The following is a 7,910-nucleotide window of genomic DNA, read 5'->3' on the forward strand; positions in this document are numbered from 1 at the left end:
TATTACTCCAAATTATAAATATTCATCAAACTATCGATTATTCTTTGTAAATCTGCCTCATTGAGATAGCTTATCTCTATTTGTCCACCTTTTTTCTTTTCGTGAATTTTAACTTTTGCATCTAAAACTTCAGTTAACCTTTCACAAATATCCTTTATAAAAATATCTTCATTCTTATTTTTACTTTGCTTAGCCTTTTTCTCAACATCTCTAATATTAACCTCTTTAACAAGCAATTTATCAAGATATTTTTTTCTCTCTTCTTCAGTTTCTAAGGAGAGTAATGTTCTTCCCTGACTTGGACTTAACTCTCCGCGAATCAAATAGTCCTTTATATAATCAGACAGATTCAAAAGTCTTAGGTTATTTGCAATATAGGATCTACTCTTCCCTACTATATCGGAAAGTTCTTGTTGTGTAAGTTTATACTCTTCCATCAGAGTTTTCAAAGAGATTGCTTCCTCTATCGGATTCAGATCTTCTCTTTGAATATTCTCGACCAATGCAAGTTCTCTAGCTTTTCTATCAGAAACATTTTTTACAATGATAGGTACTTTTTCTAATCCTGCCAATTTTGAAGCTCTAAATCTACGCTCTCCGGCGATTATTTCATATTTATCCCCTACTTTTCTAACTACTATCGGTTGGATAACTCCATCAGCTTTTATTGAATTTGCCAATTCTTCCAAACTATCATCATTAAAATTTTTTCTCGGTTGATCTTCTCTAGCTTTTAACTTATCCAAGTCAACAGTTAATAAATTTTCATCAGTAATAAAGTCTTCTTCTTTCAAAAGAGAACTAAGACCCCTGCCCAAACCTTTTTTCTTCATTATTTTCTCCTATTCTTAATTAATTCTTTAGCTAAAGATAAATAAGCAATAGCCCCTTTAGAATTCTTATCATAATATATTATACTCTCTCCAAAACTGGGTGCCTCGGCAAGTCGAATATTTCTTGGGATAACTGTATTAAAAAGTTTATCTTTAAAATAATTTTCCGCTTCGTTCCTTACATCATAAGATAAATTATTTCTGGAATCATACATTGTAAGGAGTACTCCTTCAACTTCAAGCTCAGGATTTAATCCCTTCCTTATTATATTAACGGTATTCATAAGTTGACTTACACCTTCTAGTGCATAATATTCACATTGAATTGGAATTAATACACTTTGAGAGGCAACCAGAGCATTAATACTCAAAATACTTAATGAAGGTGGACAATCAACAAGAATGAAATCATAATTTTGTGGAATCTTATCTATTTCACTCTTTAACAAATACTCTCTCTTATCTATACTTAAAAGTTCAATTTCCAGACCACAAAGATCGGAATTTGCAGGAATTATATCTACATTCTTAGATTTTGTCTTTTGAATTGTATCATTTATATTTTTTTCATGGGTCAAAACTTCATAAATACTTAGTTCTGTATCTTCAACACCTAATCCGGAAGTTGAATTTCCTTGAGGATCCATATCTATAACTAATACTTTCTTTTTATTAAAACCCAAAGCAGCTGCCAAATTTACAACAGTGGTTGTTTTTCCCACACCGCCTTTTTGATTAAATACGGAAATCATCCTCATTTCTCTTTTCTTTTTAAAAGCATCAAAAATTTTCATAATATTTCCCTTACTATTTCTTTGTTATGTTCTATGTATAATTAAACCATAAACTATTTAAAATAAATATAAATGGTAATTATAATGAGATTATAACAGTCTTATCATAAGGAATAAAACTGTTATAATTATTATATCACAAAATTATCTATTATTTTTAAAATTATAAAAATATTTTTAAAATGTTTCACGTGAAACACTTGAGCAGATAAATTTATTGTTTCACGTGAAACATTAAAAAGAATTAAATTTGTTTGTAACCATTTTGTAACTTTTTGTAATTTTTTTGTAACTTTTTGTTGACTTTTTTCAATACTTGTTGTAAAATGTGTCTATGAGTTAGGAGGTAATTATGAAAATTAAAAAAGTTTTAACAACTTCTATGTTATGTGCGTTGGTTTGTGCTACATTACCGGTAGCAACTTCTTATGCAAATGAAACAGAAAAAGTTGAAGTTCAAAGAACAAGTGTTGAGGAAGTAAATAATTCCTTAGTTAGTGATTCAAATAAGTTATTGGCAACTCCTTCCGTTTTAGAATTACAAAAATTGTCAAAAGAAAATGATATATATTCTTTAGTTACTGAAGAAGATACTAAAATGCCGGAATTAGAAGAAAATTCTTATTATGTAAAAAAATCCCTTGAATTAAAACCGGTTTTGAATGGAAATGGAGATGAAACTATTAAAGTTCAAAAAGGTTCAATTGTTAAGATGGAAATGAGCGGAGATAAGATGGCAACTGTTTCTGTAGATGGAAAAGTTGCAACTATTGACGTTTCAATGCTATCAAAAGATGTAGTTGAACCTGAAAAATCTGAAACAGAAATTAAAGCGGAAGAAGAAAAGAAAGCCGAAGCTAAGAAGAAAGCGGAAGAAGAAAAGAAGGCTGAGGAAGAAAAGAAAGCAGCAGAAAAGAAGGCTGAGGAAGAAAAGAAAGCGGAAGAAGAAAAGAAAGCCGAAGAAGAAAAAGCTGAAGCCAAGAAGAAAGCTTCTGCTAAAAAAGTAACTCTTTATGCCACAGAAAATTTGAATGTAAGATCAGAACAATCTGCTACTTCATCTAAACTTGGTATTTTATCAAAAGGTGAAAAAGTAAACGGAATAGATAGAGGAGAATGGGTAGAATTTGAATTTAACGGAAAGACAGCTTACGTTATAAAAGCATACCTTTCTGAAACAAAACCTGAAGTTGAAAAACCTAAAAAAGAAGAAAAATCTAATAAGAAAAACAACTCATCAAATACTACAACTCCATCTAAAAAAGAAAATGAAACTTATAATGCAGATATAGACACAGTTGTAGATTTAGCTTTAGCACAAGTTGGTAAACCTTATGTTTGGGCAACAGCTAATCCAAATATCGGTTTTGACTGTTCAGGTTTAACATACTATGTATACAAACAAGTTGGAATCAACTTAAGTAGAACATCATATACTCAAATTAATTACGGTACTAGAGTTTCAGCATCAGAGTTAAGAAAAGGTGATTTAGTATTCTTTAACAATGGTGGAGGCAGAATTAGCCACGTTGGTATCTATATTGGAAACAACAAGTTTGTTCACGCTTCAACTCCTGGAACAGGCGTTATCGTAAGTAAACTTTTCGGAAGTTATTTCGGAAAAACTTTCGTTGGAGCAACAAGACTTATAAAATAGTTTATATGAATTTAAAGACGGTTTAAACACCGTCTTTTTTTATTGTGAAACAACAATGTTCCCGGGAACCTACCCGATGCGAAGCATCGTGGAAGGGTGGAGTTCTTATTGGTTTTAATAAATTTTTATGTAATCTTTGAAACTTATTTACTATTAACGTCATAACTTAAACAGTAAATAAAACTTCATATATTATTAAAACTTATATGTAAAACCAAACGTTTCACGTCATAGCACGATATGGAGAAATACCCCAAATACGTCATCTCGACCGAAGTGAGTGAAGTGAATCTAGCCCTAACTTTGTTTACAAGTAAACAAAGTAGGCCTTACGAGATAATTACACTCATTAATAAAGTAGGTTTTAATAAATTAAGTATATAAGTTACACAAAGAAATAAAGGTATATTTAAAAATAAAAAATAATTATTCTACACGAGAACACTTTATAGCGTTAGAAATGTACTTGTATTTTTTTTTTTTTTGACTTTCATCATAAATTATAGACATTAAATATTAATTATGATATAATATCATAAAGAGACTTCTTATTGGAATTTTGGGCTTTTTTTCAATAAGAGTTAAGGGTCTTTTTTATGATTTACATTGAAAATATTAAGCTGTGTTTATTTACAATGTAAATTTAAAACGATTTTTATTTAAGTAAAATTTAAGGAAATCTTACTTAAAATTTTAGTATTTATTATGGAAGGAGCAATGGAAAATGAAGAAAAGGGAAATTATTAAGAAGATTGTATCTATGTTAATGATCTTCGCCCTAGTTGTGCCGATTGCGTCACAAGCTTATGCAGCACATCCGACTAGAGGAGTAGAAGTAAATGCTGATCACTCTAAATTGGATCAAGCTGTACAAGAAGCTAAAGCTTCAGGAGTTGATGTTCCACAAGAACAGACTCAAGATAAAGGAACTGCAAGTTCCAATTCAGAAGCAGATGCGAAATTGGCAGAAGTAAAGGCTGATTATGAAAATCAGATACAAAAAATTAAAGCAGCAAAATTAAAAATGGATGATTATATTGCTAAGAAAAAGGAATATGACAAATTAAAGAAAAAATATGACGAAGAATTAGCAAAATACAAAATCGCAAAGGAAAAATATGATAAAGAGTTAGAAGAATATAACAAGGCTGTGGAGGAATGGAAAAAGCATAAAGATGAAGATGGATACTTGCCAGAACAACATGCACAAACTTTGATTTTTAAGTCAGAGCCAAATGCAAAGTTAGAGTTTGTAGGAGATAAACCATTTTCAAAAGAAGAATGGAATAATTATTTTACAAATGTTATAAAACCAAAAATTGATAAACATCCTGCTAACGGCTATAATGATTTTATTTCAACCGAACCACACGTAAATCCACCAGAAAAGGAAAGAACAGTTTTACGTAAGGGGATACCACTTACTGTTAGATATACAAATTTACAAAATTCTTATTTCAAAGGTAAGAAAATATCCAAAGTGGAATATACGTATACACTAAAGGAAACAGGTATTCCAGGATTAAATGATATGCTTGCTGCAATACACAGAGATCCAACAGTTACAATATATTATTTTAGTTTTTATAAAAATGCAAGCATTAATATGACTGCTAAGTTTTTCGATGAAAATGGTGAAGAGATGGATATGACGGGGGCTTTAGTTAGTTTTGCATCATTAAATCGTGGGACAGGAAAACCTTCAGAGGCTCCTATAGTAGCAAATAAACCTACTACAGAGAAAGTTTTGTCTTTTAATGGAAAGTTTTTGCCTATTAACGGTTCATCAATAACTGTGCAAGGTGAATCTGCATATTCACTTAATGACAATGAAAGCAAATCTAAAGGCTCAAAATTTGATGCTGCAGAATGGGATACAGAAAAATCACCATACAAATGGTATGGAGCTATTGTTGGAGAAGTTACAAAGTCTCGAATAAATTTAACTTTTGGAGCAGAGGGAAGGGCGATTCCATGGTTTGCATTTAATTCAGATGTTAAAGCAAATGGTGTGCCAATTAAACCTGTTGAACCAACACCTCCAACAGCACCGGAAGAACCACAAAAGCCTGAAACAAATGTTAGTTACCATTATGATGTATTTTATGTAAAATCACAAGTAGAGAAAAAGGTAACTAATGCAAATAACCAAGATATAAATGATAAAGTGGTAGATACAGGATCAGTAGTAAACTTTGAACTAAAAACATCAGATTTTCCAAAATATCATGAAGATATAAAATCACTGGTATTCACTGATACATTACCAGAAGGTTATCAACTTGATTTGGAAGGAACAAAAGCAAACAGTCCTGATTATGATGTAGAATATAATGAAGGCACAAGACTTCTTAAATTTACAGCTAAAGCAAGTTTATTAAATGAAATAAATAGAGATCTTACAAAGGATGCTAAAGTTCCTTCACCAAAGATTACCGGAAAGGTAACAAAAGAAGGTACAAAATACGAAAACAAATTTAAAATTAGTATTAATAACAACTATGATGTAGAATCAGATCCGGTTAGAGTATTTACTCCTAAGAAACCGGTAAAAGATGTATTTGATAGTCAAGATACACAAGTAAGTATAGATAAACAAATAGTTAAAGCTGGACAAGAATTACTTTACAAGGTAACTTACAAGAATACAACAGGAAAAGAACAAAAAGTTGTAATTAAGGATAAGATTCCTGAATATACAACATATGTAGAAAATTCTGCAGATAATGGTGGAGTTTACGATAACGGAGTAATTACTTGGACAAAAGAGAAAGTAGCAGCAGATGAAATATTTGAAGTTACATTTAAAGTAAAAGTAAAAGATGATGTAAACGGAGAAACTATTAAGAATAAGGCAAATGTATTAGAAGGAAACAATGAATACGAAACAAATGAAACAACAAATCCAACTTCTACAAAGCCAAAGAAAGATGTATTTGATAGTCAAGATGATATAGTTCCAAACCAGTTATTTAGAGATGACAGGATAAGTATTGACGGAAACGAAGTAAAAGCTGGACAAGAACTACTTTACAAAGTAACTTACAAAAATACAACAGGAAAAGAACAAAAAGTTGTAATTAAGGATAAGATTCCTGAATATACAACATATGTAGAAGGTTCTGCAGATAATGATGGAGTTTACGATAACGGGGTAATTACTTGGACAAAAGAAAAAGTAGCAGCAGATGAAACATTTGAAGTTACATTCAAAGTAAAAGTAAAAGATGATGTAAACGGAGGAACTATTAAGAATAAGGCAAATGTATTAGAAGGAAATAATAAGTTTGAAACAAATGAAACAACAAATCCAACTTCTACAAAGCCAAAGAAAGATGTATTTGACAGTTCAGCACCACAAGTAAGTATAGATAAACAAACAGTTAAGGCTGGACAAGAATTACTTTACAAGGTAACTTACAAGAATACAACAGGAAAAGAACAAAAAGTTGTAATTAAGGATAAGATTCCTGAATATACAACATATGTAGAAAATTCTGCAGATAATGATGGAGTTTACGATAACGGAGTAATTACTTGGACAAAAGAAAAAGTAGCAGCAGATGAAACATTTGAAGTTACATTCAAAGTAAAAGTAAAAGATGATGTAAACGGAGAAACTATTAAGAATAAGGCAAATGTATTAGAAGGAAATAATAAGTTTGAAACAAATGAAACAACAAATCCAACTTCTACAAAGCCAAAGAAAGATGTATTTGACAGTTCAGCACCACAAGTAAGTATAGATAAACAAACAGTTAAGGCTGGACAAGAATTACTTTACAAGGTAACTTACAAGAATACAACAGGAAAAGAACAAAAAGTTGTAATTAAGGATAAGATTCCTGAATATACAACATATGTAGAAAATTCTGCAGATAATGGTGGAGTTTACGATAACGGAGTAATTACTTGGACAAAAGAAAAAGTAGCAGCAGATGAAACATTTGAAGTTACATTTAAAGTAAAAGTAAAAGATGATGTAAGTGGCGAAGTAATAAAGAATAAGGCAAATGTATTAGAAGGAAACAATGAATACGAAACAAATGAAACAACAAATCCAACTTCTACAAAGCCAAAGAAAGATGTATTTGACAGTTCAGCACCACAAGTAAGTATAGATAAACAAACAGTTAAGGCTGGACAAGAATTACTTTACAAGGTAACTTACAAGAATACAACAGGAAAAGAACAAAAAGTTGTAATTAAGGATAAGATTCCTGAATATACAACATATGTAGAAGGTTCTGCAGATAATGGTGGAGTTTACGATAACGGAGTAATTACTTGGACAAAAGAGAAAGTAGCAGCAGATGAAATATTTGAAGTTACATTTAAAGTAAAAGTAAAAGATGATGTAAACGGAGAAACTATTAAGAATAAGGCAAATGTATTAGAAGGAAACAATGAATACGAAACAAATGAAACAACAAATCCAACTTCTACAAAGCCAAAGAAAGATGTATTTGACAGTTCAGCACCACAAGTAAGTATAGATAAACAAACAGTTAAGGCTGGACAAGAATTACTTTACAAGGTAACTTACAAGAATACAACAGGAAAAGAACAAAAAGTTGTAATTAAGGATAAGATTCCTGAATATACAACATATGTAGAAAATTCTGC

4 protein-coding genes are annotated in these 7,910 nt (G+C 30.6%); 2 read left to right on the forward strand and 2 right to left on the reverse strand.

What is annotated here, in order from left to right:
* Positions 1-2 precede the first annotated feature (2 nt).
* Together VJI94_RS06905 and VJI94_RS06910 are read right to left on the reverse strand one after the other, a co-directional pair.
* On the reverse strand, positions 3-833 hold the full coding sequence (locus VJI94_RS06905) for a ParB/RepB/Spo0J family partition protein (RefSeq protein WP_324008811.1): 831 nt from the start codon (positions 831-833) through the stop codon (positions 3-5).
* Positions 833-1,627 carry an AAA family ATPase gene (locus VJI94_RS06910; RefSeq protein ID WP_324008812.1) on the reverse strand — a complete coding sequence of 265 codons (795 nt, stop codon included), beginning with the start codon at positions 1,625-1,627 and terminating at the stop codon, positions 833-835. The genes VJI94_RS06905 and VJI94_RS06910 overlap by 1 nt, the downstream gene beginning before the upstream one ends.
* 352 nt (positions 1,628-1,979) lie before the next feature.
* On the opposite strand from VJI94_RS06910, the gene VJI94_RS06915 reads away from it, so the two are divergent.
* On the forward strand, positions 1,980-3,284 hold the full coding sequence (locus VJI94_RS06915) for an SH3 domain-containing C40 family peptidase (protein ID WP_324008813.1): 1,305 nt from the start codon (positions 1,980-1,982) through the stop codon (positions 3,282-3,284).
* Between the two features lie 724 nt (positions 3,285-4,008).
* On the forward strand, positions 4,009-7,910 hold a 3,902-nt coding region (locus VJI94_RS06920; RefSeq protein WP_324008814.1), incomplete at its 3' end, for a GbpC/Spa domain-containing protein.

The organism is Parvimonas sp. D9 (assembly GCF_035282565.1).
Classification (GTDB): Bacteria; Bacillota; Clostridia; order Tissierellales; family Peptoniphilaceae; genus Parvimonas; species Parvimonas micra.